21 protein-coding genes are annotated in these 24,814 nt (G+C 58.9%); 14 read left to right on the top strand and 7 right to left on the bottom strand.

Annotation, left to right across the window (positions count from 1 at the left end; all coding sequences use genetic code 11):
- Nucleotides 1-187 precede the first annotated feature (187 nt).
- Entirely contained in the window at nucleotides 188-862 is a 675-nt protein-coding gene (locus DFT_RS21005; RefSeq protein ID WP_076750821.1) for a PHP domain-containing protein, read from the top strand.
- Nucleotides 863-926: 64 nt separating this feature from the next.
- Here the strand turns inward: DFT_RS21005 and DFT_RS21000 are convergent, their stop codons facing one another.
- Nucleotides 927-1,799 (bottom strand): enoyl-CoA hydratase-related protein, encoded by an 873-nt coding sequence (locus DFT_RS21000; RefSeq protein ID WP_054033199.1) that lies wholly within the window; start codon nucleotides 1,797-1,799, stop codon nucleotides 927-929.
- 115 nt (nucleotides 1,800-1,914) lie between these two features.
- Between DFT_RS21000 and DFT_RS20995 the strand changes: the two genes are divergently transcribed.
- A complete protein-coding gene (locus DFT_RS20995) occupies nucleotides 1,915-2,415 on the top strand; it encodes a GNAT family N-acetyltransferase (RefSeq protein ID WP_054033198.1) in 501 nt (166 codons plus the stop codon).
- An 84-nt stretch (nucleotides 2,416-2,499) separates the two neighbouring features.
- Here DFT_RS20995 and DFT_RS20990 read toward each other — a convergent pair whose 3' ends face one another.
- A complete protein-coding gene (locus tag DFT_RS20990; protein ID WP_054033197.1) occupies nucleotides 2,500-3,465 on the bottom strand; it encodes an ABC transporter substrate-binding protein in 966 nt (321 codons plus the stop codon).
- A gap of 318 nt (nucleotides 3,466-3,783) precedes the next feature.
- Here DFT_RS20990 and DFT_RS20985 point away from each other — a divergent pair, with 318 nt between their 5' ends.
- Both DFT_RS20985 and DFT_RS20980 read left to right on the top strand, forming a co-directional pair.
- Nucleotides 3,784-4,929 carry a sensor histidine kinase gene (locus DFT_RS20985; protein WP_161807222.1) on the top strand — a complete coding sequence of 382 codons (1,146 nt, stop codon included), beginning with the start codon at nucleotides 3,784-3,786 and terminating at the stop codon, nucleotides 4,927-4,929.
- Nucleotides 4,926-5,753, top strand: a complete 828-nt coding sequence (locus DFT_RS20980) for an amidohydrolase family protein (RefSeq protein ID WP_054033195.1) — start codon at nucleotides 4,926-4,928, stop codon at nucleotides 5,751-5,753. Before DFT_RS20985 ends, DFT_RS20980 begins: the two co-directional genes overlap by 4 nt.
- A gap of 30 nt (nucleotides 5,754-5,783) precedes the next feature.
- Here DFT_RS20980 and DFT_RS20975 read toward each other — a convergent pair whose 3' ends face one another.
- A complete protein-coding gene (locus tag DFT_RS20975) occupies nucleotides 5,784-6,002 on the bottom strand; it encodes a hypothetical protein (RefSeq protein ID WP_054033194.1) in 219 nt (72 codons plus the stop codon).
- A gap of 179 nt (nucleotides 6,003-6,181) precedes the next feature.
- Between DFT_RS20975 and DFT_RS20970 the strand changes: the two genes are divergently transcribed.
- From DFT_RS20970 to DFT_RS20925, 10 genes are all read left to right on the top strand, one after another.
- On the top strand, nucleotides 6,182-8,581 hold the full coding sequence (locus DFT_RS20970; RefSeq protein ID WP_054033193.1) for a cache domain-containing protein: 2,400 nt from the start codon (nucleotides 6,182-6,184) through the stop codon (nucleotides 8,579-8,581).
- Nucleotides 8,571-10,478, top strand: coding sequence for a sigma-54-dependent Fis family transcriptional regulator (locus DFT_RS20965; protein ID WP_054033192.1), 1,908 nt, complete (start codon nucleotides 8,571-8,573; stop codon nucleotides 10,476-10,478). The genes DFT_RS20970 and DFT_RS20965 overlap by 11 nt, the downstream gene beginning before the upstream one ends.
- Nucleotides 10,479-10,790: 312 nt before the next feature.
- The gene (locus DFT_RS20960; RefSeq protein WP_054033191.1) at nucleotides 10,791-11,402 is read left to right on the top strand and encodes an acetate uptake transporter; all 612 of its coding nucleotides are present in this window, start codon (nucleotides 10,791-10,793) and stop codon (nucleotides 11,400-11,402) included.
- Between the two features lie 223 nt (nucleotides 11,403-11,625).
- Nucleotides 11,626-13,533: a propionyl-CoA synthetase gene (locus DFT_RS20955; protein ID WP_054033190.1), complete on the top strand. Its 1,908-nt coding sequence runs from the start codon at nucleotides 11,626-11,628 to the stop codon at nucleotides 13,531-13,533.
- Nucleotides 13,534-13,792: 259 nt separating this feature from the next.
- Nucleotides 13,793-15,187 (top strand): type IV pilus biogenesis protein PilM, encoded by a 1,395-nt coding sequence (locus DFT_RS20950; protein WP_152972108.1) that lies wholly within the window; start codon nucleotides 13,793-13,795, stop codon nucleotides 15,185-15,187.
- Nucleotides 15,184-15,756, top strand: coding sequence for a hypothetical protein (locus tag DFT_RS20945; protein WP_054033188.1), 573 nt, complete (start codon nucleotides 15,184-15,186; stop codon nucleotides 15,754-15,756). Before DFT_RS20950 ends, DFT_RS20945 begins: the two co-directional genes overlap by 4 nt.
- Nucleotides 15,753-16,277 (top strand): hypothetical protein, encoded by a 525-nt coding sequence (locus DFT_RS20940; RefSeq protein ID WP_054033187.1) that lies wholly within the window; start codon nucleotides 15,753-15,755, stop codon nucleotides 16,275-16,277. Before DFT_RS20945 ends, DFT_RS20940 begins: the two co-directional genes overlap by 4 nt.
- A gap of 29 nt (nucleotides 16,278-16,306) precedes the next feature.
- Nucleotides 16,307-17,815, top strand: coding sequence for a secretin GspD/PilQ domain-containing protein (locus tag DFT_RS20935; RefSeq protein WP_054033186.1), 1,509 nt, complete (start codon nucleotides 16,307-16,309; stop codon nucleotides 17,813-17,815).
- Nucleotides 17,816-17,992: 177 nt separating this feature from the next.
- Nucleotides 17,993-18,574, top strand: a complete 582-nt coding sequence (locus DFT_RS20930) for a type II secretion system protein (protein ID WP_054033185.1) — start codon at nucleotides 17,993-17,995, stop codon at nucleotides 18,572-18,574.
- Nucleotides 18,575-18,644: 70 nt separating this feature from the next.
- Nucleotides 18,645-19,541 carry a type II secretion system protein gene (locus DFT_RS20925; protein ID WP_161807221.1) on the top strand — a complete coding sequence of 299 codons (897 nt, stop codon included), beginning with the start codon at nucleotides 18,645-18,647 and terminating at the stop codon, nucleotides 19,539-19,541.
- Here the strand turns inward: DFT_RS20925 and DFT_RS20920 are convergent.
- From DFT_RS20920 to DFT_RS20905, 4 genes are read right to left on the bottom strand one after another with little or no spacing between them, the layout of a single operon-like run.
- Nucleotides 19,538-20,752 carry a type II secretion system F family protein gene (locus DFT_RS20920; RefSeq protein WP_054033183.1) on the bottom strand — a complete coding sequence of 405 codons (1,215 nt, stop codon included), beginning with the start codon at nucleotides 20,750-20,752 and terminating at the stop codon, nucleotides 19,538-19,540. The genes DFT_RS20925 and DFT_RS20920 overlap by 4 nt on opposite strands.
- On the bottom strand, nucleotides 20,745-22,397 hold the full coding sequence (locus DFT_RS20915) for a GspE/PulE family protein (RefSeq protein WP_054033182.1): 1,653 nt from the start codon (nucleotides 22,395-22,397) through the stop codon (nucleotides 20,745-20,747). The genes DFT_RS20920 and DFT_RS20915 overlap by 8 nt, the downstream gene beginning before the upstream one ends.
- Nucleotides 22,394-23,494 carry a tetratricopeptide repeat protein gene (locus DFT_RS20910; protein WP_054033181.1) on the bottom strand — a complete coding sequence of 367 codons (1,101 nt, stop codon included), beginning with the start codon at nucleotides 23,492-23,494 and terminating at the stop codon, nucleotides 22,394-22,396. The genes DFT_RS20915 and DFT_RS20910 overlap by 4 nt, the downstream gene beginning before the upstream one ends.
- Nucleotides 23,478-24,545 carry an ExeA family protein gene (locus tag DFT_RS20905; RefSeq protein ID WP_054033180.1) on the bottom strand — a complete coding sequence of 356 codons (1,068 nt, stop codon included), beginning with the start codon at nucleotides 24,543-24,545 and terminating at the stop codon, nucleotides 23,478-23,480. Before DFT_RS20905 ends, DFT_RS20910 begins: the two co-directional genes overlap by 17 nt.
- Nucleotides 24,546-24,814 lie beyond the last annotated feature (269 nt).

Raw genomic sequence — 24,814 nt, 5'->3', positions numbered from 1 at the left:
GTGCATTTATATAATCAGACGATTGCGGTCACCAAAAATTCTATTTGGAACGATTAGACGCTGTCAATGTGAAAACATGGCAAATCGCTGTTGCATTTAGAAATTTGTGCGGCTCATTAGGAAAATCTATTGAAACACGACGGAAAATAAGAACAATGAATTTGCTATTCCCAGTTCATGCTCTATTATGCTCCACATGATTTTCGATCTTCACATTCACACGACCATCTCTCACTGCAGTCGATTGGACATACAGGATGCCATCGTTTGCGCTAGAGAACGCGGACTCGATGGAATTTGTATTACCGATCATCATACCATGGACGTGCGCCATTCGGTGCCAGAAGGCATTCAGGAAAATGGGCTTTATGTGTTCTTCGGGATGGAATACACCACTTCTCAGGGGGATTTCCTTTTATTTGGCCCTTTCGAGCATTTGCCTTCGCGGCTTCCGGCGGATCTCTTGCTGCAAACCGTCGAGCTGCAAGGAGGTATAGCCGTGGCGGCCCATCCCTTCCGCGTGCAGCGGCCAGTGGACGAGCGGCTGATCCATGACGGGTTGTGCGGTGTGATCGAAAGCATCAATGGACGCAATACGCCACTGGAAAACCTGGCGGTCGATGCCTGGCGCCGATCCTACGATTTGACCGAGTGCGGCGGCAGCGACGCGCACTCCCTTGACGAAGTGGGTCGGTTTGCGACCCGGTTCCTCGCACCCGTTAGAACGCGCAGCGATTTGATCCGCAATTTGAAACAACGCATGTGCCGGCCTGTGCTTCACGCCGCGGCGCATGGCCATTGCCGGGATAACCAGAGTGGTGGGATTCGCAGCGCGTCGGCTCAGAAACCTATCTTTTGTTGACTCGCTTTTTTCTTCAGGCACGGAAGTCATCCCTCAATGAACAAGCCGCGAGTACATCCCCGTCCTACCGTTCGTCTCCTGGAGGATTGATCAGGCCCCGTGCCATCAGCCAAGGCTTGGAAGCCTCCAGGTTCCTGCGCGCCGTTGCTGTGCGGGCGAAGCCGCCCTGGTCCGGGGCGGCGTCCGTGTGGGCCCCCAGTCCGTACATCAGGCAGAAGCTGGTGTAGGCGGCTTCGATTTCCGAGCTGAATCCCAGGCTGTCCTGCATGTGGTTGATGGCCGATTTGACGGTGCCGGTCCAGGCCGGCGCCGTGAGATAGTTGTCGGCCACCCGGTCTGCATAGGCCAGGGTTTCGGCTTCCAGACGGTCGGCCGGAAAGAGGCGGTTGACGAATCCGCAGGCCAGGGCTTCGGCAGCCGGCACGAAGCGGTGCTCCAGCAGGATCTCCTTGGCTTTTTTGGGTCCCAGATCCCAGGGCGCGGAGAAGTACTCCACCATGCCCGGCAGAAACAGGCTGTCTTCTGCGGCGAAAAGCACATCCATGGCGGCCGCCACCATCCAGCCGCCGTAAATGCAGTAGCCGTGGACCATGGCAACGGTGGGCTTGGGGCAGGCGCGCCAGTTCAGGGTCGTCTTGACATAATAACGGTACATGTCAGCGACCTTGCGGCGCAGATCCAGGCTCTGGGGTTCGGCCAGGCCGTGCTCCCGGCAATATTGAATTTCTTCCTCGGTCCCCAGGTCGTGGCCGGCGGAAAAGGCGCGGCCGTTGCCCGAAATTACGATCCCACCGCAGCTGTCGTCCGCCACGGCCGCGGCCATGGCGTCGTCTATCTCCTGCAGCATCTGGTAGCTCTGGGCGTTGAGCTGGTTCGGGCGGTTGAGAATGATGCGGGCGACCTTGCCTGCACGATAGAGGATGTGTTTAAATTGCATGGGCTGCTCCTTTCGGCGACAGGGGATGGCTGCGATTGAATCCTGTTGGTGAAACGATTCTGCCTCAAGTCATCATGGCAAATCAAGGGATTAAGCGAAATGGAGGAGGGGTTGAATGAACGGCATCCACATCCGGAAAGGCTATCTGCCCGGTGCGATCGGCCGGGTGGTCGAGCTGCACGGCCGCTATTACAGCCGGCATTGGGGCTTCGGATCGTTTTTTGAAGCCAAGGTCGCTCGCGAAATGGCCCTCTTCATGGATAGCTATGATGACCAAAGGGACGGCCTTTGGACCGTCGCGATAAATGACCGGGTTCAGGGCGCCATCGTCATCGACGGCGCCCATGCCGAGGGCCAGGGCGCCCATCTTCGATGGTTCGTCGTCTCCGAACGGTTGCAGGGCCAGGGCATCGGCGGCCGACTGATCGGCGAAGCGATGGCGTTCTGCCGGAGCAGGGGCTACGGACGGGTCTACCTCTGGACATTCGAAGGGCTGTATGCGGCGCATCGACTTTATGAAAAGGCGGGCTTCGAACTTGTGGCCCAGCAAGAGGGACGGCAGTGGGGGCGCGAGGTCAATGAGCAGCAGTGGGTGCTGCAGGTGCATGGCGAGTAAGGCGCGTTCCCAAAATGCTTTCGAGAACGCGCCCCTATGGTTTTGCGGCCGGTCGCGGGGTCCGGTGTATCCGATGCTTGATGATTATTCGATCACCTGGTCGGCGGACTGAATGATCTCAAAGGGCAGGTTCAGGCCCACAGCTTCGGCGATCTGCATGTTGATGATCAGTTTGCCTTGTTCGTTCTGAGCCACCGGGATGTCGGCCGGGGCGGTGCCGCCCAATATGTTGAGGGCTGCCTTGGTGGCCCAGAATCCTTGCTCCTCGGCCACCTTGGCATAGGTGAATAGGGCACAGTGCGCCATGAAATCGTAGGTCGATCCGGTGGGGATGGTGGTGTTGGCTTTTGCAAATGCGGTCATTTCGTCCTTGTGATTGTTATAGAGACCGCCATCGGAATCGATGATCAGAATATCCACCGACTGTTGAAGCTCCTTGAATCCCTTTTTCCAATCTTCGTAGTCGGCCGCATAGTATTCGGTGAGTTGCATACCGAAGACCTTCTTGTAATTCTGCGCCTCTTTACGCGCGGTTTCCACATCGGGCCCCAGGAAACCGATACGCTCCCCCTTGGCATAGGGTTTTAATTGATCAATCAGCTGGGGAATGGGCGTGACTTCCAGCATACCCGTGACGTTGCTGGTGGGCAGCCCGTAGATGCTGGCATCCCAGTTCAGACCGCAGAAGACAAACGGCAGAGATCCACCTTTATAGAAAGGAACGATCACGTATTGGGCGGCGTTATCATCGGCAGCAACCACGACATCGGGCTTGAACGCGTCGATCTCGGCCTTGGCTTTTCGGCCGGCTTCGGCCTTGAAGGCCTCGTCCGTGTTCCGTTTGGTGTCCAGCCGGACGATTTTCAACTCGGCCCCGGTCTCCTTGAGGGCATTTTCGACCCCCGCGGTGATCCCGTCGCTCCAGGCATACCCCTGGTGATAAGAATCGATAAAGAGCACTTTCTTGCCTTCGTATGGCTTGGCCGACGCCAGCACAGGCAGCACCAGCAGGGCGATGGTTACGATCAGCTTCTTTGAAATGTTCTTCATGTTTTATGAAACTCCTTGGTTTGATTTATGATTTTGGAACGATGGATCGTTTGACGGGATTCCAGGATCACCGATTGAGGCCATCATCGGTCTAATTTTCAGAGACTTTAGTCTTTTTATGGTGGGTGGGTGACGCGCAGATTGAAATACCGCGGCATCCCGTATCCGTCCGAAGCTGCAGCTCGTTGTGCGCGGGTGGGGATCGGTCTGCGGCAGGATGGAAAAAATCTTTTATTTTGGTATGATTTTGTGTCTAAATAGCCTCTGCCTGGAACTGAGTCGTTTGCGGAGCAGCACACACCCAACGGGGAGAACATGATGTCGGTGGACACCTATTTTGCACCGGTCCGTAGGACAGACCGGAGAGAGTTCAAGAACCAGATCGTCGATATCAGCCACAGTCCGCTTATGAACACCCTTCTCAAGGCGGTTTCGGGTCTGATGGTCGTGCTCAACGAGGATCGTCAGATCGTGGCGATCAACCATGCGTTTCTCGAGGCGATCGGCATCCACAATGCCGAAGAGGTGCTCGGCCTTCGTCTCGGGGAGAGCCTGAAATGCGTCCACGCTCATGGAGAGCCCAACGGCTGCGGCACCACGCTGCAGTGTGTCACCTGCGGTGCAGCTATCGCCACGATGGCGGCCATCGAGAACGACACCACCGACGAGCAGATGTGCGCCATGACCACCGAACAAGATGGCGTGAAAAGCGACATCTGCCTGTTGATCCGCTCCCATCCCATGCGTGTGGACGACCACCGGTGGATCCTGCTCTTTGCCCAGGACATCACCCAGGAACAATTCTGGATGAATCTGGAACGGATCTTTTTCCACGACATCAACAATTCTTTGGCTTCGCTGCTCGGTTACAGCGATCTGCTGGCTTCGGAGATGCCGGACCATCCGGCTGTACAACAGATCCGGGCAGCGGCCGTGAGATTGAACGCCGAAGTCTCTCTGCAACGCACGCTTTCCAAGAACAAAGAGGGGCAATACGAGCCCAATCGGGACTATGTGCCGTTGAGCAGAATCAAAAAGGAACTCGGCCTGCTCGTCGACGGGCACACCGCACGTATCGGAAAATCATACGAGGCCGACTGGCCCGAGCCGGACGTCAGCCTCTACACCGATCCCCTGCTGGTTTCCAAGGTGTTGGGCAATATGGTGATCAATGCCCTGGAGGCCACCCCCAAGGGAGGCCAGGTGCGCCTGGCGGTCGAAGTCGTGGAAGAAGGAACCGCAGTCGTATGGAAAGTGTGGAATGCTGCGTACATCGATGAAAAGTACCGGCACAGGATTTTTCAACGTTACTTCAGCACCAAGGCCGATTCGGGGCGGGGGCTGGGTACCTACGCCATGAAACTCTTCGGCGAGCACTATCTGGGCGGCAAGGTCGATTTCTTCTCCGACCCGGCGGAAGGCACCGTTTTCTCCTTCCGCCTGCCGATCGACAGGCCGTCATGAAACGTCTGCCGCCGGCCATCATCGATTTCCACGTGCACCTGTTTCCCGACAAGGGATTCGACGCCATATGGAAATACTTTGCCGCCATGGGTGCCGAGGTGCTGCACAAGCTCTACAGCGGCCCATGCATCGACTATCTTCGTGCGCACGGCGTGAAACGCATCGTCTATTCCAATTATGCCCATAAGGCGGGCATTGCCGCACCCATGAACGACTGGAACATCGACCTGCTGGCACGCCATGACCGGCTATACTGCTTCGCCGCTTTTCACCCGGATGACGACCATGGCCTGGAAGACGCCGCCCGCATGCTCGACCATCCCCGGGTGATGGGCATCAAGCTGCACTTCCAGGTTCAGAAAATCTACCCCCACGATCCGCGCCTTTTCCCCCTGTATGAACTGGTCATGGAGAAGAATAAGCGGCTTCTGCTGCATGTGGGCAACGGGCCCACGACCAATCCATTCGTGGGATTGGAGCAGTTTCTGCCGGTGCTCGGGCGTTATCCCGACCTGCCGGCCAATATTCCCCACATGGGGTGCTACGAGTTTCAAGCCTTCATGGCGCTGCTGGACACCTATCCCCATCTTTACCTGGATACGGCTTACACCTTCTGGCCGGAAACGCCCTTTTCCTTTAACCTGGATACCGTCTGTCTGGAAAAATACAAAGACCGCATCCTCTATGGCTCCGATTTTCCGAACGTCATTCTGCCCCGTCAGGGCGAAATCGACCATCTCCTGAGCCTCGATCTCTCCCAGGAGTTTTACGATGGGGTGTTTTATGCCAACGGGATGGCACTGCTCCACGAGACGTGTCCGTAGACTGCCGGGACACGGGGGTCCCCGATTCCGTCAATACGGCTTCAGAAACTTTGAAATTTTCAGTTTCGACAGGTTCATGCTCGACCACTTGGTCAAGCGTACCCATCCTTCCCTGCGTTCATTGGGGGATCTGCGGTCGGTCGTCTCTCTGTGGTGGGGATCTGCCGCGAAGAGCCGCTTGAGGATGGGAAATTTTCGCCGGTCGTCGCCGCTGCGTCTGTCGATGGAGGAGCGGTCTTTAAGTTGCATGGTGCCCTCCTTTGGTTGAATGATAATAACGAATTATAAACGGGTTCCCGCGCGGGGGGCAATAGAGAATTTTGATATGAAAATTGCGGGTTCTCATTTTTTCCCGGTTGACAGGTCGGCCCGCCTTTCCTTAGGCTGTCATTCCGGCCTGTCGGCCATAACGATTCACAGGGGGGACAATGCTGCAGTTGTCGCGTCGTTTTGCGGATCTCCGCATCCGCTACAAGCTGCTGATCAGCTATTCGGCGGTTTTCGTCCTTTCCCTGTCCATCGGCAGCATCATCATGTTCCATTTCGTCAAGGCAGCCATCCAGGCCAATATCGAGAGCGAGCTTAAAAACACCACCCAGACCATTTTGAACATGGTCAAGACCTCTGCCGGGGTTTCGATCAAGAACCACCTGAGGGCCGTGGCCGAGAAAAATCGTGAGATCGCCCACCATTTTCACCAGCGCGCCCTGGATGGGGCGATGAGCATGGAGGAGGCCAAACGCCGCAGCGCGGAGGTGATGCTCAGTCAAACCATCGGGAAAACCGGGTACATCTATTGTATCGACAGCGGGGGCGTCATTTTGATCCATCCGGAAAACGCCCTGATTGACGTGGACCTGTCAGACTACTCATTCATCGCCGACCAGAAGGCCCGCAAGGTGGGCTACCTGGAATACAACTGGCAGAATCCGGGCGAGAGCCACCCCCGGCCCAAGGCGCTCTACATGACCTATTTCGAGCCCTGGGACTGGATCATTTCGGTCTCCTCCTACCGCAACGAGTTCAGGGAACTGGTCAATGTGGACGATTTCCGCGACAGCATCCTCTCCATCGTGTTCGGCCAGACCGGGTACTCGTATGTGCTGGACCTGGAGGGAAACCTGATCGTCCACCCCTCCCTGGAAGGCAACTACTACGAGGCCATCGACATCCAGGGCCGCCAGTTCATCCAGGAGATCTGCCGGCGCAAGAGCGGCAAGATCATCTACTCGTGGGCGGCGCCCGGCGAGCCCACGGCGCGTGAAAAACTGGTGATTTTCAACTACATTCCCGAATATGAATGGATCGTGGCCTCGTCGAGTTTCCTGGAGGAGTTTTATGCGCCCCTGAAGACCATCTCCCATCTGATCCTCATGACCGTGTTGATCACCTTCGTGCTGGTGCTGCCCATCACCCTGCGGATCAGCTCGTCCATCACCAATCCGCTCCAGAAGCTGATGGGCCGGTTCGAGGCCGGCGCCAAGGGAGACATTTCGGTGCGCATGCAGCGCCAGAGCCGGGACGAGGTGGGCATGCTGGCCAGCTACTTCAACACCTTTATGGAGCGCCTGGAGGCCAATATCCAGGAGTCGCGGCGGGCCGAACAAGCCATGGCCCGCATGCGGCACTATCTTAAGAACTTTGTCGACGCCATGCCGTCGGTCCTGGTCGGTGTCGACCGGGAAGGGCGGGTGACCCAGTGGAACCGCAGCGCCGAGCGCATGACCGGCATCGGGGACGATCAGGCGCTCGGGCGGCCGGTCACCGAGGTGTTGCCGTTGCTGGAGCCCCACATGGAGATGATCTACGCAGTCATCCAGACCGGCCAGGCCCGGCAGGTCGAAAAAACGGTGTGCAGTTACGGCGGAGACACCTTTCATGCGGACATCATGGTCTATCCCATCGAGGCCGGGGAGGTGAAGGGATCGGTGATCCGGGTGGATGATGTCTCCCAGCGGGTGCGCATGGAGAACATGATGGTCCAGACCGAAAAGATGATGAGCGTCGGGGGTCTGGCAGCCGGCATGGCCCATGAGATCAACAACCCGCTGGGCGGCATGTTGCAGAACCTGCAAAACGTGGTTCGCCGCATGTCCCCGGGGCTGCCGGCCAATGACGCCGATGCGGCCGCCTGCGGTACCACCCTGGCGACCATCGGCTGCTATCTGGAAAAACGGGAGGTCTTTCGGTTTCTCGACAATATCCGGCGTTCCGGTGAGCGTGCATCGCGGATCGTCGAGAACATGCTCAGCTTCAGCCGCCGCAGCGAGTCCCGCCAGGCCCTCGTGCAACTATCGGACCTGCTGGACAAGACCATCGAACTGGCGGCCCATGATTACGACCTCAAGAAGAAGTTCGACTTTCGTCATATCCGCATCGATCGTCACTATGCGCCGGACATGCCGCCGGTGCCCTGTGTGGCCACCGAGATCGAGCAGGTGGTGCTCAACCTGCTGCGCAACGCGGCCCAGGCCATGATCGAGGAGGGGCGATCGTCCGATCCGCCCTGCATTGCCCTGCACCTGGGCCGGGAGGATGGTTTTGCCGTCATCCGCATCGTGGACAACGGCCCGGGCATAGACGAGCAGCAGCTCAAACGCATCTTCGAGCCGTTTTTCACCACCAAGGAGGTGGGCGTGGGAACTGGATTGGGGCTTTCGGTCTCCTATTTTATCATTACCAATAATCACAATGGGTTCATGTCCGCCGAATCCGCGCCCGGACAGGGGGCGACCTTCATCATTCGGCTGCCCCTGGCCGACCCGATGGCCGCCTCCCCGACGTTAAGCAACGGTTCCGCAGCCCAGGAGCGTCACCGTGTTCACTGAGCGATCGGCCAAACGCTGTGTGCTGGTGATCGACGATGAAGACATCGTCCGGGACAGCATTTCCACTTACCTGGAAGACAGCGGCTTCATCGTGGCCCAGGCCGCGGACGGCCGCGAGGGACTCGAACGCTTTCGGGCCGTCACGCCCGACGTCATACTGCTGGATCTGCGCATGCCGCGCATGGACGGCCTGGAGGTGCTCGAGGCCATGGCCGGGGAGCTGGCGCGCGTGCCGGTGATCGTGGTGACCGGGGCCGGGGTGCTCCAGGATGCCGTGGCCGCCCTGCGCCTGGGTGCTTTCGATTTCGTCACCAAACCCATCGTGGATATGGCGGTGCTCGAGCACGCCGTCAACCGCGCCCTGGAACGCAACCGGCTGAGGGATGAGAATCAGCGTTACCAGGCTCACCTGGAAACAGAAATCCGTTCCCGCACCCTGGACCTGCAACGGCGAACCGAAGAGCTGCTGGCAGCCAATTTGGAGCTGAAAAAGGAGATCGCCATTCGGGAAAAGACCGCCGCGGCCCTCAAGCAGAGCGAGGCCCGGCTGGCCGAGATCGTCTCCATTTTCGAAGGGTTCATCTATACGTGCGACGCCCAGTTTCGCCTCGATTTCGTCAACCGCAGGCTGGTCGATCACCTGGGTGCAGATCCCACCGGCAGCTGTTGCCATCTTTCCCTCTACGGCCTGGAAAAGCCCTGCCCCTGGTGCCGCCATCCGGACGTGTTCACGGGCCAGACCGTTCACACCGAGTTCTACAATGAAAAGGACGGCCGCTGGTACGATGCCATTCAGGCCCCGGTGTTCGATGCCGAGGGTCAGGTGCGCCATATGCAGGCCGTGGTGCTCGATATCACCGAGCGCAAGGCCACCGAGGATTGGCTGCGCCAGCGGGAGATTCAACTGGCCGAGAAGAACCGGCGGCTGAAATCCTCCCTGCGCACGGCCAGCCGGTTCGGCCAGATCATAGGCAAGAGCCGGGCCATGCAGGAGGTGTACGAAAGCATTCTCAAGGCGGCCGAGTCCACTGCCCACGTGATCATCTACGGCGAGTCGGGCACCGGCAAGGAACTGGTGGCCAAGACCATTCACGATCTGAGCGACCGGGGCAGCAGGAAGTTCGTCACCGTGCACTGCGGCGCCATCCCGGACAACCTGGTCGAAAGCGAGTTTTTCGGCTACCGCAAAGGCGCATTTACCGGAGCGGACCAGGACAAGCCCGGATATCTCGACGCGGCCGACGGCGGCACCCTGTTCATGGACGAGGTGGGCGAGTTGAACCTGACCATGCAGGTCAAGCTGCTGCGGGCCATCGAGGGGGGCGGATACACGCCCATCGGCAGCAGCGAGGTGAAGCAAGCCGACATCCGTATCGTGGCGGCCACCAACCGCAACCTGCGCGGCAGCCTGGAGACGGGCAGTTTCCGCAAGGATTTCTATTACCGGATCCACATCCTGCCCGTCTATCTGCCGGCCTTGAAGTCCAGAAAAGAGGATATCCCCCTGCTGGTCAACCATTTTCTCAGCGATTATCCCCACGGCGATCGGATTCCCGTGGTGCCCCAGCGGGTGATCGCGGCCATGCAGCGCTACGACTGGCCGGGCAATGTGCGCGAGCTGCAAAACAGCGTCCACCGATATATCACCCTGGGGCAGCTCGACTTTTTGGGACTGGGCCAGGCCGCCGAACCCGAGGCGCAGGCCGTTTCGACCGATGAGCTGCTCCTCCAGCCGGACCGGACCGATCTCACGTTGAGCGATGCGGTCCAGGCCTTCGAGAAGCGTTACATCGAGCATCTGCTCAAGGAGAATCAGTGGCACCGCAGCCGAGTGGCCGAATTGCTGGGGATCGACCGCCGCACGCTGTTCCGTAAAATGAAAGGGCTTGGGCTTTAATTGTCCTCAATTGGGACAAAAATGACCCATTATCCCATTGATAATTGAAATCAGTCTGTTAGCGCGTAGTTCCCTCCGGATTGGGACAAAAGAATCCCATTTATTTGCAGAACTCCATTCATTTAAAAAACAGTATTGAAGCCATATCTCTCATAACCTACTGGATTCATTTTATTTAGTTAATTAATGACTGAATGGCATGCCGATTGCTGAGGAATCCTCAGTAAATAGGTTCTTCTAAAGCGGTTCGGCATGGCCACGTTCGGCTGTGCCTCCATTCATGAGTCGTAGTCAACCCCAAAAGGAGGTCCCATGGCAGCAGAAGGTCAAGGCAATCCGGCGGTCGTCGGTCTGGCAGGGTTTGGTCTCACCACCCTGATTCTTCAGTTTCACAACCTCGGCTGGTGCGGCATCGGCCCGGTGCTGGCGCTCGCCCTCGCCTTTGGCGGCGTGGCCCAATTGATCGCCGGCTTCCAGGAATTCAAATGCGGCAACAATTTCGGTTACAGCGCCTTTGTCTCTTACGGCGCCTTCTGGATCGCCCTGGGCATCATCTGGCTGCTGAACCACTTCAAAATCTACACCCTGAACCACACGGACGTGGGGATCTTCCTCGTGGTCTGGACCCTTTACACGATGATCATGTGGGTCGGTGCCATGCGGATCCATAGCGCCATGGCGTCGACCTTCACGCTGCTGGTTATCGGATTTATCGGCCTGGATCTGGCTCATTTCGGTTATCCGGGATTGACCAAGCCGACAGCCGTCATCCTGATTCTCTGCGCCCTGAATGCCTGGTACATGATGGCCGCCGCCATTTATGCCCAGGTTTTCGGCCGCCAGATTCTACCCCTGGGCAAACCGTGGATCGACAACGGGCCGGCCCGTGCGCCCCTGGGCAAACTGGCCAAAGAGTCGGCTTGATCACGGTAAGTATTGTATTCAACGGCCCTCTCCGCCATCCTGCGTGCCCGCAGGAATCCACCATACCTGCCTGGAGCGGCTCGAAGCGCTCCAGGCATTCCTCCCATGCCATGCCCCGGGCATACCTGCGGCACTCTGTGCCCTGGATGCCCCCTGGCCTGGGATGGGGGAACGGAAGCGGTGCGGGCGATGGGCCACGATCACGACATGAAAGGAAATCCACATGACCAATGCATACGACGCCGCATACGCGGAATCCTTGAACCATCCGGAAACCTTCTGGGCCAAAGCGGCCCAGGCCTGCCACTGGTACAAACAGTGGGACAAGGTGCTGGATGACAGCGACAAACCCTTCTACCACTGGTTCAGCGGCGGAGTGGTCAATACCTGCTACAATGCCTTGGACTATCATGTTGAAAACGGCCGTGGCGACCAGGCGGCCCTGATCTACGACAGCCCGGTGACCGACACCATCAAGCAGTACACCTATGCGCAACTGCGCGACGAGGTGGCCCGGTTCGCCGGCGTGCTCATCGATCAGGGCGTGACCAAAGGGGATCGGGTGCTCATCTACATGCCCATGATTCCCGAGGCAGCCATCGCCATGCTGGCCTGTGCGCGCATCGGCGCCATCCACTCGGTCGTCTTCGGTGGGTTCGCGGCCAAAGAGTTGGCTACCCGCATCAACGACGCCAAGCCCAAGGTGATCGTTTCGGCCTCCTGCGGCATCGAGGTCAAGAAAGTCATTCCTTACAAACCGCTGCTCGACAAGGCCATCGACATGGCGGCCTCCAAGCCGCAGGCGTGTATCGTTCTCCAGCGCCCCATGGTAAAGGCCGAAATGATCGACGGGCGCGATGTGGATTGGCAGGCGGGCATGGTCAAAGCGCGGCCGGCCGACTGCGTTCCGGTGGCGGCCACCGATCCGCTCTACATTCTCTACACCTCGGGGACAACCGGGCAGCCCAAGGGCGTGGTGCGCGACAACGGCGGTCACCTGGTGGCCCTCAAATGGACCATGAAGGCGATCTACGACATCGACCCCGGCGATGTCTTCTGGGCCGCTTCGGACGTGGGCTGGGTGGTCGGCCACTCCTACATCGTCTACGCCCCGTTGTTCCAGGGGGCCACCACCATCCTGTTCGAGGGCAAGCCGGTGGGCACGCCCGACGCAGGGGTATTCTGGCGTGTCATCTCCCAGCACAAGGTCAAATCCCTGTTCACGGCGCCCACCGCCTTCCGGGCCATCAAGCGCGAAGATCCCAGGGGCGAGTTGATCAAGAAGTACGATCTCTCCTGTTTCAAGATTCTCTTTCTCGCCGGCGAGCGGTCCGACCCCGACACGATCCAGTGGTCCGAAAAGAACCTTAACGTGCCGGTCATCGACCACTGGTGGCAGACCGAAACCGGGTGGGCCATCGCGGCCAACTGCATGGGCCTGCACCGCTTCCCGGTCAAATATGGCTCCCCCACCAAGGCCGTGCCCGGTTGGAACCTGCAGGTGGTGGACAACGACAACCGTCGGGTGGCCCCTGGCGAAATCGGCGCCCTGGTGGTCAAGCTGCCCCTGCCCCCGGGGACCCTGCCGACCCTCTGGCAAAACGACGACCGGTTCGTCGAGTCGTACCTGGAAGAGTTTCCCGGCTACTACAAGACCGCGGACGCCGGTTTCATCGATGCCGACGGCTATGCCTATGTCATGGCCCGCACCGACGACATCATCAACGTGGCCGGCCATCGCCTCTCCACCGGCGCCATGGAGGAGGTGCTGTCCGACCATCCGGACGTGGCCGAGTGCGCCGTCCTGGGTGTGGAAGACAGCCTCAAGGGCCAGGTGCCCATCGGCTTCCTGGTGCTCAAGGCCGGCGTGAAGCGCGATCATGCCGAGATTCAGCGCGAGGTGGTGCAGATGGTGCGCGACCGTATCGGACCCGTGGCCGCCTTCAAGACCGCCACGGTGGTCAACCGGCTGCCCAAGACGCGTTCGGGCAAGATCCTGCGCGGGACCATCCAGAAGATCGCCGACAACAAGACGTACAACGTGCCGGCCACCATCGACGATCCGGCCATCCTGGCCGAGATGGAAGTGGCCCTCAAGAGCATCGGCTACGCCGGCGCCCGACCCAATTAAGCTTCATCGCTGATCGCAATACGTTTAGACGCCGGGGGCTGTCGAGTCCCCGGCTTTTTTTGATCTTTTGAAACATCGATACCCCCAGCCCTGTTTTTTCCCATTGCATGGCACATCGCCTTCTTTCTCCCATGAGGGGGGAAAGCCACCTATAGTCGGTCGAAAAATTATTTTTTCAAGTATTTATCCAATCATGCCGATAATACCGGCATAATCGGTGATCCACATTCGATGCCATTTCAAGATGCCATGAAAACAGATGCTTAAGAAGAACTCGAACACAGTTTGTGTAGTTCACGACGACGAGGTACTGTGGATTTCCACAGGACTCTCGGATGCCGGCCGCTGCATGTTAAGGCTGCCCATGGATCAGGTCTTATCGGATGAAGGCATCGCCGAAAGGATTCCAAAATCGATCCGAGGCAACCATAAACATCTATGCATCGTGCCGGATCATTGGCTGGGTATGGAACGCTATGCGTTTCAATCCACCCGGCCATCCCTGATCGAGCCCTTCCTGGAACGTAAGCTGAGCGCCGCCTTTCCGGAGTGCCGGCAGATCCAACACTTCTTCAATTACCAGAGTCTTCCTCCAGAGGGATTCGAAGGCGGGCTGATGGCCTATTTTCTCCAGGAAGAGAAGGGCTATCGGCTATACGACGCATTGGAACAACTGGATCTGGCCCCCCGCCGGATCACTGCCCCGGCGTTTCTCTGGCTGGACAAACTGGCCCAATCGGTGGCCGATGTCGATGGTCAAGGCACCCTGCTGATCCATATGGGCGGCTGCGAGTGCCGCCTCTATTTTTATTCCAAAGGGCATTTCATTTTTTCCCGCAACGTGGCTCTGGCCGAGGGCACAGACCGGCTGGAAGCTTTGACGTTCGAGATCAATCAATCCCTTTATATGTTCTCCCAGAAAACCAAGACGGAATTGAACCGGGTTTACCTTCTGGCAGGACCGGGCGAGACGTGTGAATCGTTCAGCGACATGCTCGGGAGGGATGTCATCGATCTTCAGCCAATGCTCAAGGGCAGCCACACCATTGCCAGCGAAGCGGTGCCATTCCTCGATGGGCTGCTCCCGTCGAGACATGCGATTTTTAAAACTTCCTTTTTCAGTCTGGCCCATCGCAGAGTCAAACGTGAGCTCGAATGGGAGCCGGTTCAGTGGGCCGGTATTTTGGTCGGCGCCCTGTTGCTGCTGCCGTTGATGGGTGAAAACCTGGTGCTGAGCAGAATGCTCCGGCAGGAGAACACGGCGTTCAGGATCATCGAGCAGCAGGCAACGCAATCGGCGACGTCTTTGGCCGACTATGAGCAGGCCCTGGACCGGGTGCTCGAGGCGGCCGAGCGCCCGGTGTGTGCCGATGAGGTCCGGCGCCTGCTGGCCGGCCTGCCTGCGGGCATGCAGCTGCAGGCCCTGGACATGGATCTGGAAGAACAGCCGGCCATAAAACTGACGGCCAAGGTCAGGGTGGGAAGCACCGAACAGCTCAAAGCCCTGCTGGCCTCTCTGGTGGCTCGCGTAAAAGCCGATTTCAAATCGGCGCAGCAGTTTTCCATCAATGACATCCAGGTCTCATTGGATCCCGGAGCAGCGACGGAAGCATTGGCCCATTATGTGATTGCCTTGCGCCTGGAGTTGATATGAGCACCCAGATGAAATTGCGATGGGCCGCAGCGGGCTGCATCTGGATCCTGGCATTGGCCGTGACGTTCTGGAACGGGAGTAAAGTCGACCAGGTGGCGGCGTCTCGGCAGAGCAACGAGCAGGCTCGCAGGGAAAACGATTTTCTCCGCCAGAATGCCAAACGCCTGGCAGACACCATGGCCTCCCATGATGGCCGGTTCCTGGCGGTGGAATCCATGGATCTGGGCATCGTTGCCATGCGAAGCCGATTGATGGCCCTGGCAGCCGCTTTCGATCTGGCGGATGTGAAGATCCATCCGGAAATGAGCCAGATGGGCGAAGATCAAGTCCCCTGTGAGATCAGCCTGCGCGGTCCCCTGGGGCAGGCGGTCGGCTTTCTGACCGCGTTGGGTAACTATCCCTATCTGACGGTCAGGCGATTGGGTGTCTCCGCCGCCGCGGGTCCGCATGAAATGGATCTGCAGATCGAGTTTCTGTTCCGATACAGGATCGGCGACCCCACTCCCGCGCCGGAGGTGCTGCCCCACGTCACGACCCATCGGATCGAGACCCAAACCGAGGCGTTATGAAGCTGGTCGGAAGTAAACAACAAGCGTGCATTTGCGGTTGGCTGCTCGCCGCCCTGGCGGTAGCGGGCGTCAACGGATACGGTTTTATCGCCCTGGAAAGCAAACCTCTTCAAGCCAGTTCGGCCACCATCGTGTCGCTGCGTCACAAGTTCGCACGCCTGGAAGGCCGGTTGGCCGAAAATGCCGTCCGTGCGTTCGATGGAATCGGCATCAGTGGCGCCTCCTTTTCGTTGCCCGCGGACAGCCGTGTGAAAGAGGCATCGCCGGAAAAGAATTCGGCAGCGGCTCTACAGGAAAAAGTCGAATTGCCGAACCTGAGCGGCATCATGAGGGTCGATGCACCGACCGGTACGATGCACCACCTGGCCGTCCTCGATGGGCGCGTGTACCGTGAAAAAGACCAGGTGATGGCATTTGTCGTCGAGAAAATTTCCGCGGAAGGCGTTTCGCTGGTGCGTCAAGGCAGTCGATGGTTCATCGAGTCGCCGCGACCGCGATATTCCAGTGATCAAGGCAAGTGAGTGCAATGGCAAAAAAGGAGCCGTTTTAAATGAATACTCCCCGCAATGGCAATGGCTGGCTGGCGATCGCCGTCCTGCTCTGCATGGCACTGGGCAGCGGATGCGCCGCCCGCCAGCCGCAATCTCCGTTGGTCCATTATCCAAACGAGTTGGATCAGATGAGGCCGCAGGAGCAGCTCAACCAGGCCAAGCAACGGCCTCAGCCCGGGCCGCCGCCGTTTTCCGAGCAGATGGCCCCGTTGACCCGTGAAGTGGTTGCGGCCCCTATGCTTTATTCCCTGGTCTTCGACAAGGCGCCCCTGGGCGAAGTTTTGGCTGCCTTGACAAAGGATGCGGAATACAATCTCTCCATCGAAGCGGAGATCGATCTGGGCCGGCCGGTGACCGTGAATCTCAAAAACGTGACCCTTGCCGAGGCCCTGGACATGATCGTGGTCAACGGCGCCGGATACGCCTGGCACATGGAAAAAGGCGCGCTGGCGATACGGAGATTCGTCGAGCGCATCTATCAGTTCGACAGTCTCGACCTGATCGGGGAAACCGTGGTCGATGTGGGCGGCGACATGCTCGGCTCGGGGGTGGACAGCGCCGGCGTGTCGGGTAAATACCAGATCAAGACCAAGAAGCCGGAGCAGAGTTCGGACCTGTGGCAGGCCGTGGCCCAGGCCCTGGACGGGTTGAAGTCCGAGGAGGGCGTTTTGCGGCTCAACCGCAATGCCGGCATCATTTATATGGCCGATACCCCCCGTCGCGTTGATGCCATGGTGCGTTTCCTCGATTCGCTGACCGAATCGCTCAATCGACAGGTGTTCGTAGAAGCCCGGATCATGGAAGTGCGCCTCACCGATGAAAGCAAATACGGCATCGATTGGAGTGAATTGGACGTGGCCTTTACATCGAGCAGCGGCGCGCTGCCCGATGTGTTCCAGTTGGCGTTCAACAACAACGGCGCCATCGTTAAAAGCGGCCAATCCCAATTTTCAGCCCTGCTCGATTTCCTCAAGACCCAGGGAGACGTGAAGGTGCTCTCCAATCCCCATTTGACGGTGATGAACCGTCAGTCCGCCCTGCTCACCGTGGGGTATCAGTTTCCTTACGCCGATGTCGATGGCGTGGACCGCGACCGCGAGACCGGCTTCATCACCATCGGGACCTCCATCCGGCGCGCTGTTCTGGGGCTGCAGCTGGGGTTGACCACCCAGATTTCCTCGGACGGCATGGTCACCTTTCACATCGTACCGGCCTTGACACGCATCCAGCGGGAAGTGGATGTGGAGATTCCCACCGGCGTCTCCACCCAGGCCATCTCCAACCCGGTGATCGACTTGCAGGAACTGGCCACAACGGTTCGGGTGCGCGAGGGCAATTCTTTCGTACTGGCCGGCCTGATCACTAAAATCCGCACGGTCCGCCACGAGGGGTTGCCCTTTTTCGGTGACTTGCCTCTGCTCGGCCGATTGTTCAAACACATGGAAGACAGCGAGGAGAATGTCGAACTGGTGATCTTCGTGACGCCGTACATTCGCCAGCAGGTGTAAAGGAAGGTACGGCATCGGGAGGCGGCCCGGAAGCGCGGATTGTCCGCGCAAGAACAGTGGATGATTATGGAAAAAAATTAAAGTATTGGCCGTTATGATCCGAAAAATCTATCGGATCGAATACTTGTTTGAGCTGATTTGCAACAAGGGACGAAACCAAAACACGGAGGAGCGGATATGCATTTAAAACGGTTGAGAAGAGATCAGGGCGGTTTTACGCTGGTGGAGATCGCCATCGTCATGGTGATAATCGGGTTGCTGATCGGCGGCGTGCTCAAGGGGCAGGCCATGATCGAGAATGCCAAGGTCAAGCGGGTCGTCAAACAGGCCGACGAACTGCGGGCGGCCGTCATGACCTTCTACGACAAATACGGCGTCTATCCCGGCGATGAAAACCTGGCCAACGTGCCCGCCGGCGGCGGCGACGGAGCAGGCAACGGCAACGGGCAGATCGCCACCGGTGCCGAAATGTATGAAGTCTTTCGCGATTTGAGTCTGGCGGGATTGATCAGCGGCACCTACAACGGCACTTCGGATCGTCCCAAGCACGCCTTCGGCGGCAACGTGGATCTCTATTGGGTAGATCCGGCCGGAGCGGCGCCGCCGGCTCACTACCTGCGCTTTTACAATCTGCCGGCGGATGTTTGCCTGGAGATCGACACAAAGTACGATGATGGGAGGAACAACGCGGGTTCCATTGTCGGCAGCACCGCTTATACGATTGGCACCAATGTGCCGACGCTTTATGTGCTCTTCTGATCCTCGAATGGTATTCAGGGATAAGGGGTGTGCCGGGGCGCACCCTGTCCGCTTAAGACAGTTGGACCTTATGGATCGATTTCGCCGCATAACATCGAATGCAAGCGGGTTCACGCTGCTCGAAATCGCCATCGTGATGGTGATCATCGGGTTGTTGACCGGCGGCGGCGTATCGCTGATGAAGATGCTGACCGAACGCAAGGCGCGCAACGAAACCGTCGCTTACCTGCAGCAGGTGCGCGCGTCTCTCGTCAGCTATGCCGCCAGGAACGGGCGTTTGCCCTGGGCCGACGGCAGTACCGCGGGTTCGGTCGACGGCCTGGAGGACGCCGGCGTCACCAACGGCTTTCTGCCTTACAGGACGCTGCAGATGGCGCCTTCGGATCCCTACAAAAGAATTCTGCGTTACGAGGTTAATGCCCATCTGACCGCAAATCGACCGACCTCTTGCGGTGCCCTTCACACCGGACTGCCGGCGTCGGCCCGGCCCCTTGTCATGGACGCCGACGGCGCCGCGGCCGCCTTCAACGTGGCCGTGGTGCTGGTCAGTGCCGGCCCCATGGACGCCGACGGCAACGGCAATGCCTTCGACGATCTGAACAGCGGCGGCTTCCAGGGTGACAACGCCGGCGGCTCGCCCAACTACCTGCGCCACCCCCCGGCCCAGGATTTCGATGACTTGACCCTCTATATCGGCGGCAACGAGCTGTTCGGAGAGATGTGTGAGTATGTCGACCTGGCCGTCAACAATACTTCCGGCGCCAGGGTGTATGTCTATGACGTGAATCAGGGCGCCGATATCGGCTTGGTCGATCACAATGACTCGGCGCTCTACCCTGTGATTTCCGGCACCCGCATCGAGGTGCGCACTGCCGCCCACCGAGGCGGCACCATCGTGTCCCCCTCTTCGCCGCCCACGCCCGTCATCCTGGCCGGGCATGGAGCCACAATCAATTTGACTCCCTAGTACGCTTTCCCCATCGCCCCCATCACATCATACAGAGGCAAGAGGATAGAGAGCACGATCAGGCCGAAGATGGCGCCCAGGGCGATGATGGCCATGGGCTCGATGGCGCTGAGCAGCGCCTGCACCGTGCGTTTGACCTCGGCGTCGAAGTAGTCGCCCAGCCGCTGGAAAGACTGGTCCAGGGTGCCGGTGGCTTCTCCGTTGCGGATGGCGCCCAGCAGCAAGCTGGGATAACCGCCGGCCGCTTCGAAAGCGGTCGCGATGCCTTCGCCGCTTTCGATCTCCTTGTAGACGATCTTTAACCGGTTCTCCAGATGGCGGTTGCCCAATCCGCTGTCGGACAGGGTGCTGAAGATCTGCTGGATCGCCATGCCCGCGCCGAACATGGTGGCGAAGTTGTGGCACAGCCGGGCCAGGGCGATATTGCGCAGCACCATGCCGAGCAGGGGTATCTTCAGCAGCCAGCGGTCGAAGCGGATGCCGCCGTTGTCGGTCCGTTGGTAGAGATACATCGATCCTGCGGCGACGCCGCCCGACAAGCAAAACCAAAGCCAATGGGCTTTCGCGAAATCGCTGACCTGCAGCACCAAGAGGGTCGCGGCGGGGATCACCACCTGCATCTCCGCAAGCACCTTGACCATCTGGGGCAATACGTAGCCGATCCACACGGCCAGGACCGCAACGATGGAGACCACCACGAAGGCCGGGTAGATGGTCGCCTTTCGAATGTGGGCGCGCAATTCCTCTTTCCATTGCAGAAACGCGGCCAGCTGTTTGAGGCAGGCCGGCAGCACCCCGGTTTGCTCGCCCATGCGCACGATGGCCAGATCCAGTTTTGAAAAAATTCGCCCGTGGGCGCCCATGGCCTCAAAGAGCGTGCGGCCGCCTTCAACGGCCGCTTTGATCTCTCCTGAAATCCGGCGCATGGGTTTGGAAGGCAGATAGCGGTTGTTCTCTTCCAGGGCCGACAACAGGGGGAGTCCGATCTCCAGGGTCTGGGCCAGGCGGTGGTAGAATTCGACCACGGTGCGCAGTTTGATCGAAGCGCTCGACCAGCGCGACAGGATGTTTTCCTGGACCGATCGGCTTTGGATCAAAGCCAGGCCGGCATGGCTCAACTTCAGTTCCACGTCCGTTTCATCGAGGGCGACGGCCATCCCCTTGACCACCCGGCCGCTCCGGTCGACCGCTTTGTAGCTGTAGTTAGGCATAGTCCACGATCACCCGCTGAACCTCTTCGAGGGAGGTCAAGTGGCGGCCCACCTTCTTCAAGGCCTGTTTGAACATCAGCACCGTCCCGGCGGCCATGGCGGCATCCTCGATATCGCGGTGCAGGGCGCCGGAGAAGATCATTTTTTCGATGCTGCGGTCCACCCCGATCACTTCGTAGACCCCGGCGCGCCCGCGATATCCGGACTGAAAACAGCCGTCGCATCCCCGGGCCCTGGCCAACTCGGCGGGAGGCGCCATGCCGTTGGCCTGAAACACCGCCCGCTCTTCTTCGGTGATGGGTGTTCTTTCGGCGCAACGCGGACAGAGCAGGCGCACCAATCGTTGCGCCACGATCATGGAGAGCGCGGAGGCCAGGATGCTGGCGTTGATGCCGAGGTCGAGCAAACGGTTGATCGCCGAAGCGGCGTCGTTGGTGTGCAGGGTGGAGAGCACCAGATGACCGGTCAGCGCGGCGCGCATGGCCAGGTCGGCCGTCACCTTGTCGCGGATTTCGCCGACCAGGACCACATCCGGGTCCTGGCGCATAGCCGAACGCAGGGCGTTTTCGAATGTCAGACCGGCCTTGACGTTGACTGCGGTCTGCCGGATGGTGGGGATCACATACTCGATGGGATCCTCAACGGTCATGCAGTTGATGTGCGGGCTGTTGATGGTCATAAGGGCCGTATAGAGCGTCGTGGTCTTGCCCGAGCCGGTGGGGCCTGTGGTGAGGATCAGGCCGTAGGGCCGCTGGATGGTGCGGTTGAAACGCTCCAGGTCCTCGGCTTCGAGCCCCAGATTTTTCAGGTCGCCGACCACCTTGTTATAGATCAGCAAGCGCATGACCACGGTTTCACCCAGTTGGGTGGGAAAGGTGGAGACACGGATGTCGAAGCCGCCCACGTTGCTCTGGTATTTGATCCGGCCGTCATGGGGGATGTTGGGATTTGAGATATCCATATCGGCCATGATCTTGTAGCGGGTCACCAGGGGTTGCTGGAACTTTTTGGCAAAGAGGTACATCTGGTGCAGTACGCCGTCGATACGGTAGTATACCCGCACCAGGTTGACGTCGGGGACGATGTGGATGTCGCTGGCCCCCACCACATAGCCCTTGTCGATCAACAGGCTGGAGAGCTTGATGATGCGGTTGTCCTCGGTGGCGTCGCCGGTTGCCTGGCTGTAGGTAATGGTGTTGATTTCATCGTCCAGGGTCTGGGCGGTCTTGTAGTAGACTTCGATGGCCTTGGCGATCCAGTTCCTGGGCGCGATGAACGTCTCCACGCGCTGGCCGCTCAGCCTGGCCAGTTTGTCTTTGGCAATGACGTCGAAGGGGTTGTTGGTGGCCGCTTTGAGCACCCCATCTTCCTGGGAAAAGGGAAACATGCCATGCTCGTTGACGAACTCGATGGGGATGCGGGCCATCAGGCTGTGATCGATCTCCGCATTCTCGGTGTCAAGGATCTTGGCGCCGCTCTGAACGGCGATGGCCATCTGCAAGTCCTCTTCGGTCACCCATCCGAGACGTTGCAGCACATCTCCGATCATGCTGCCGGTCTTTTTGGTTTCCATCAGGGCGAGCTTGAGCTGGTCGCCGTCGATGAAGCCCATTTCCATCAATATGTCGCCGATGCGCTTTTTCATTGCGTCTTTGCCTTCTCATCGGGGTAGGCGGCCAGGTGGGCGCGTAAGGTGCGGATGCGTCCGCTCACTTCCCTATGGTTCGCTTGATCGTCGCCTTTGGAGGCCTGCAGAAATTTCAGGTAGTAATTCACGGCCGCTTCGTATTTCTGGTCCTGGTCCAATGCCACGGCCATATTGAACAGCAATCGCGGATCGCCGGCATTGAGCTGTTCGGCCTTTTGGTACCACCCCACGGCCAGATCCGGCTCGTCGATGTTGCGGTAGGCCACCCCTTTGTGAAAGTAGATCTCATACAGGGGGGCACGGGGGTCCTTAGCCATTGCGTCCAGCAACGCAATGGCCTGCCGGGGTTGTCCGACACCGATTTGGGAGACCGCCAGGTTCAAGGCCACCTGGGAGTTTTGGGGCCTCTTGCGGTAAAGATCGCTCGCCATGGCATACGCCTTGTCAAAGGCCTGGGTTTGTAAATAGGCCGAGGTCAGATTGAAGGCCGTATCGAAATGATCTGGATCGATTTTGAGCACTTCCCGGTACATGGCGATGGCGTCCGCCATCTGACCCTGGCGGTGATAGGCGACCCCTTTTCGATAGAGGCGCGTCACCGATGCGGCACGGTTGTCGGCTCGGGAGGGCGCGGCGGAACTTTTTTCCGGCGGCTGGACCGTTTGCTTTTGACCGGGAGCGGATCCATGACCGGCAGCCGGTACATTTTTGGCCTGGACTGCGGCCTGGCCGTCATCACCGGCCGGCACCTTGGCCGGTGATGGCGGAGGTTGCACGGCATGGGTTGCTTCTGCTTGGGCGGATTGGTGCAAGGCGGTGTCGGCGTTTTGCTCAATCTGAGGCGCGGCTGCGGGCTGCTCGGATACAGCGGCCGGCATCGGTTCGGGGACCCTGTTCGCAGCGCGGCCGGGGGTCCACCACCACCACCCTGCGGCGACCAACGTCAGCACCAGCGACATACCTGCGAGCGCATGGCGCGCGTTCGGAATCACACGGCGGGGCCGAAGCCGGAACATGGCCGTCTTTAAGGGCTTCGGCGCGCTCGACAGCTGTTCGGCCTTTTTTTTTCGCAGGGCATCATTCAACAGGCTCAAGCCGGTTCTCCATTGCTTGAAGTGTGGCCGCCGATTTCTCCAGACCAAGGGGCGTTTGCCGATGGCTGTAAACCTGGTACCCCAGAACCGCTCCCGAAAGCAGCAAAAGACCGGCCGCAAAATAGGCCATCTTGCGCAACCACGAGAAGCCGGCAGTCAGCGAGCGGCCGACCATGGATCTCTTGGTTGGGGCGGCGATCAATTCCGATCTGGCGGCCGCGACATGCGCCGTGTCGACCAGCGGGCTGTCGGCCGCATAGGCCGCAGTCAAAGCCAGGTCGCACAGCTTGTTGATCATTCGGGGGATTCCTCCGGAAAAGCCATAGATGCGTTGAATGGCCTTGGGGGTGAACCGGACCTGGCCCTGGTTGCCGGCCACGGCGAGGCGCCGTTCAATGTATCCGGCCACCTCTTCAGGGGACAAGAATCCCAGGCTGCAGTGAATGAGAACCCGCTGCCTCAGCTGGCGCAGTTGCGGCCGGTCGATCATGTCGAGGAGCTCGGGTTGACCCGCCAGGAGGATTTGCAGCAATTTGGTCTTGTCGGTTTCCAGGTTGGAAAGCAGGCGCAGGTCCTCCATCGTCTCCAACGGCATGGTCTGGGCGTCGTCGATGACAATGACCACGGGGGATGATCGACCTTCGACCAAAAGAAAACGATTGAGCTGGTCGATCAACTCCTTTTTCGAAAGCCCGCTATCGCAGTAGATGCCCAAATCGTCGAGGATGGTGACCAGCAGTTCGTGCCCGCTGAGCGATGGGTTGATGATGTAGACCGTTTTGGCCTGTTCCTGAAGTCGATCCAGAAGGGCGCGGCACAGGGTCGTTTTGCCGGTGCCCACTTCACCGGTGAGCAGCATGAAGCCCATGCGGCCGCGAATGCCGTATTGGAGTTTTTCAAACACATTCTGATGCGTGTCGGAAAGGTAAAGAAATTCCGGGTCCGGCGTGATGGAAAAGGGCGTTTCGTGAAGATCGAAGAAGTGCGTGTAGATCCGTTCGGGAAAACTTTCCGTCAGATCACATTGAGGATCGATGAAACTCCACGTCATGGGTGCACCATCCTTGTCCATTTCAATCCGGATAAGAGGTTTCGGCTATCTGCAGGCACGGTCGGCAACGTCGAATGCATGTCGCCGGTTATCGGTGCATACCTGGTTTGTGCAGATCAAAGCAATTTTTATGCCGCAGATCGAAATATAAAAAACAACAAAATAACAATGGGTTAAAATGATGATGGGGCAGGGCGAGGTCCGTGGTGCGGTATGCCGCGGTCTGGCGTTGACGGCGCCGCAGGGTGAATGTCAAAAAAACGGCGCTG

Origin of the sequence: Desulfatitalea tepidiphila (genome assembly GCF_001293685.1) — a bacterium.
Taxonomy (GTDB): domain Bacteria; phylum Desulfobacterota; class Desulfobacteria; order Desulfobacterales; family Desulfosarcinaceae; genus Desulfatitalea; species Desulfatitalea tepidiphila.
Note: the sequence above shows the minus strand (reverse complement) of the source record. Positions and strands in the feature narration are given on the sequence as shown.

Bases quoted from the DNA above. Each gene is read 5' to 3' on its own strand.
- DFT_RS21005 (WP_076750821.1), top strand. From the start codon at position 188: ATGCTCCACATGATTTTCGATCTTCACATTCACACGACCATCTCTCAC.
- DFT_RS21000 (WP_054033199.1), bottom strand. From the start codon at position 1,799: ATGCAATTTAAACACATCCTCTATCGTGCAGGCAAGGTCGCCCGCATC.
- DFT_RS20995 (WP_054033198.1), top strand. From the start codon at position 1,915: ATGAACGGCATCCACATCCGGAAAGGCTATCTGCCCGGTGCGATCGGC.
- DFT_RS20990 (WP_054033197.1), bottom strand. From the start codon at position 3,465: ATGAAGAACATTTCAAAGAAGCTGATCGTAACCATCGCCCTGCTGGTG.
- DFT_RS20985 (WP_161807222.1), top strand. From the start codon at position 3,784: ATGTCGGTGGACACCTATTTTGCACCGGTCCGTAGGACAGACCGGAGA.
- DFT_RS20980 (WP_054033195.1), top strand. From the start codon at position 4,926: ATGAAACGTCTGCCGCCGGCCATCATCGATTTCCACGTGCACCTGTTT.
- DFT_RS20975 (WP_054033194.1), bottom strand. From the start codon at position 6,002: ATGCAACTTAAAGACCGCTCCTCCATCGACAGACGCAGCGGCGACGAC.
- DFT_RS20970 (WP_054033193.1), top strand. From the start codon at position 6,182: ATGCTGCAGTTGTCGCGTCGTTTTGCGGATCTCCGCATCCGCTACAAG.
- DFT_RS20960 (WP_054033191.1), top strand. From the start codon at position 10,791: ATGGCAGCAGAAGGTCAAGGCAATCCGGCGGTCGTCGGTCTGGCAGGG.
- DFT_RS20955 (WP_054033190.1), top strand. From the start codon at position 11,626: ATGACCAATGCATACGACGCCGCATACGCGGAATCCTTGAACCATCCG.
- DFT_RS20950 (WP_152972108.1), top strand. From the start codon at position 13,793: ATGCTTAAGAAGAACTCGAACACAGTTTGTGTAGTTCACGACGACGAG.
- DFT_RS20945 (WP_054033188.1), top strand. From the start codon at position 15,184: ATGAGCACCCAGATGAAATTGCGATGGGCCGCAGCGGGCTGCATCTGG.
- DFT_RS20940 (WP_054033187.1), top strand. From the start codon at position 15,753: ATGAAGCTGGTCGGAAGTAAACAACAAGCGTGCATTTGCGGTTGGCTG.
- DFT_RS20935 (WP_054033186.1), top strand. From the start codon at position 16,307: ATGAATACTCCCCGCAATGGCAATGGCTGGCTGGCGATCGCCGTCCTG.
- DFT_RS20930 (WP_054033185.1), top strand. From the start codon at position 17,993: ATGCATTTAAAACGGTTGAGAAGAGATCAGGGCGGTTTTACGCTGGTG.
- DFT_RS20925 (WP_161807221.1), top strand. From the start codon at position 18,645: ATGGATCGATTTCGCCGCATAACATCGAATGCAAGCGGGTTCACGCTG.
- DFT_RS20920 (WP_054033183.1), bottom strand. From the start codon at position 20,752: ATGCCTAACTACAGCTACAAAGCGGTCGACCGGAGCGGCCGGGTGGTC.
- DFT_RS20915 (WP_054033182.1), bottom strand. From the start codon at position 22,397: ATGAAAAAGCGCATCGGCGACATATTGATGGAAATGGGCTTCATCGAC.
- DFT_RS20905 (WP_054033180.1), bottom strand. From the start codon at position 24,545: ATGACGTGGAGTTTCATCGATCCTCAATGTGATCTGACGGAAAGTTTT.